The organism is Chamaesiphon sp. VAR_69_metabat_338, from assembly GCF_031423935.1.
Taxonomy (GTDB): domain Bacteria; phylum Cyanobacteriota; class Cyanobacteriia; order Cyanobacteriales; family Chamaesiphonaceae; genus Chamaesiphon.
Window position 1 is genome coordinate 1 of sequence record NZ_JANPGM010000176.1, and the last position, 2,196, is coordinate 2,196.

4 protein-coding genes and 1 pseudogene are annotated in these 2,196 nt (G+C 44.6%); 3 read left to right on the forward strand and 2 right to left on the reverse strand.

The window, feature by feature from the left end:
* The coding region (locus RMO84_RS05200) for a type II toxin-antitoxin system HicB family antitoxin (RefSeq protein WP_310487412.1) at positions 1-308 on the reverse strand (308 nt) is incomplete at its 3' end.
* 158 nt (positions 309-466) lie between these two features.
* Between RMO84_RS05200 and RMO84_RS05205 the strand changes: the two genes are divergently transcribed.
* Together RMO84_RS05205 and RMO84_RS21290 are read left to right on the forward strand one after the other, a co-directional pair.
* Complete coding sequence (locus tag RMO84_RS05205; RefSeq protein WP_310487413.1) at positions 467-664, forward strand: ribbon-helix-helix protein, CopG family; 198 nt, start codon at positions 467-469, stop codon at positions 662-664.
* A pseudogene (locus tag RMO84_RS21290) lies at positions 661-1,071 on the forward strand (type II toxin-antitoxin system death-on-curing family toxin). The gene RMO84_RS05205 and the pseudogene RMO84_RS21290 overlap by 4 nt, the downstream one beginning before the upstream one ends.
* A 222-nt stretch (positions 1,072-1,293) precedes the next feature.
* Here RMO84_RS21290 and RMO84_RS05215 read toward each other — a convergent pair.
* Complete coding sequence (locus RMO84_RS05215; RefSeq protein WP_310487415.1) at positions 1,294-1,455, reverse strand: hypothetical protein; 162 nt, start codon at positions 1,453-1,455, stop codon at positions 1,294-1,296.
* A gap of 45 nt (positions 1,456-1,500) precedes the next feature.
* On the opposite strand from RMO84_RS05215, the gene RMO84_RS05220 reads away from it, so the two are divergent.
* Positions 1,501-2,196, forward strand: a 696-nt coding sequence (locus RMO84_RS05220) for a mannose-1-phosphate guanylyltransferase (protein ID WP_310487416.1), incomplete at its 3' end; no start/stop codon positions are given.

A 2,196-nucleotide genomic window follows, 5' to 3' on the forward strand; every position in this document is an offset into this window, starting at 1 on the left:
TCCTCAATCGAATCTACCTCATTACGATAATTATTAACTTCTGCCAAAAAGTCATCAAAAGTTGGATCGTCCTGAAAGATACCCATGTTATCTATCCAAGGATCGCTTCTTTCTTCAGTTACTTTGCTAGGTATATCTATATCGATCGTTACTAATTTCCCATTCCTAAATTGAGCATCTAGGATAACTTTAAGTTTATCGATCGCTTCTTTTTCTGTCATCCCATTAGCGGTTACATTTGGCAATCCAATAACAGATGCCATAAACTCGCTCTCGGCTGGATTTTTAACAAATACTTGATATTGCATGTTCAATACCTACTCTTAGAATTAGAAAATCGTCCAAACATCATTTTAACACTTTTGGCGTTGGCATTGTAGATATTCAAGAATATATCGATCGCGCTCTCAATTTAGGTTTGGCGAAGTTATAATAATAAATATCTACAACATCAAGGAACTCCCGAATGGCCTCTATCACCATTGACATTCCAGATGAGCAACTTCAGAAATTGCAGCAATTAGCACGAGACAGTCAAGTTTCGCCAGAAGATTTACTGCGTGTGAATATAGAAGATTGGCTAGCTCGTCCTCAAGATGAGTTTACTCAAGCAGCAGCTTATGTGCTCAAGAAGAACGCTGAACTCTATCGCCGATTAGCATGATTCGTTATCTCACGTTGGCAGAAGTAATCAAGCTACATAGTCAAATCCTCGAACAGGCGGCAGGAAGTAGCGGTATCCGAGACATGGGTGCATTAGAATCTGCGATCGCTCAACCACGGATGACTTTTGGTGGTGAGGAACTTTATCCAACAATTATTGAAAAAGCTTCAGCCTTGGGGTTCTCAATTGTGATGAATCATCCATTATTGATGGCAATAAACGTGCTGGACATGCGGCAATGGAGACATTTCTGGTGTTGAATCGGTTGGAGATTAAGGCGATGGTGGATGAACAGGAACGGATAATTTTGGCTTTAGCTGCGGGTGAATTAGATTCTCCTAATGGAGACGCTTCGCGAACGGGATGCTTTTACTGACTGGTTACGGAAAAGTGTTGCCCCTAGATGACAGGTAATCGTCATTGAGGAGCATCTTTATACCCTGTCGAAATGAGCGATCGATTCTCTTGGGTTTGGTCGTTGGCGAAGCCTACGGTCGGTAATCGTCGTTAATTCGATCGATTGTTGTAACGATCGATCGCCCTCCCCAGTTGCCTCTCGGTGCGGTTTCGCAAACGAGTAAAATAATTTTCTACTTTGTGATGGTCTATGGACTGATTTCTCCAAGCTATCACTGGTTAATCGCATTATCTAAATCTCGATCGTGTTGGGGTAGATCGATCGCAATTAATTTATTGGCAGTGGCAATCCACAAACAGAAGTTAGAATCGATGGTGGCAATCTGGCTGCGAGTGATTCCGTGGTCGTGGTAGGGTAAATTAAATTGCGTCATTGCGATCGTCTGTAAGTAACATTTAGCTATTTCTAAATTCAGCCCATGCGACCCAAGTTTGTTCCGGTAATTCTCGCTGGCGGTAAAGGCGAACGGTTTTGGCCGCTGAGCCGCAAACATCGCCCCAAACAATTTCTCTGCCTCGATGGTAGCGGTGAGAGCCTGATCCAAGCTACTGCTAATCGTTTGTTACCGATCGTGGGTAGTTGGGATGATATTTGGGTAATTACATCAAAATTGCTGGAAACGGGCGTTCAGGAGCAATTACCCAGCCTGCCAGCAGTAAATATCCTCGCCGAACCAGAGGGTCGAGATACAGCCGCAGCGGTGGCGTGGGCGAGTTTGGAAGTAGCCAAACGCTATGGGGACGATGTGGTAATTGGCTTTTTTTCCGCTGATGCTTGGATTAGAGATGTAGAGGCATTTGCCAAGACGGTCGCGGCGGCGGTAGCATTAGCGGATACTCAAGACGCGATCGTCACCATCGGCATCACGCCCACTTTCCCCTCGATCGGCTATGGTTATATTCAGCAGGGTGCAGCCAGCGGGGATTACGGGCAGTTAAAAACCTATCGAGTCGATCAATTTACCGAAAAGCCAGATGCCGACACAGCTAAAGATTTTATCGCTAGTGGCGACTATACCTGGAATAGCGGGATCTTTATTTTCAAAGCCAAAACCGCGATCGGCGAATTGAAGCTATACGCTCCAGAATTGATGCAGTTACTAATCGAAAAAGGG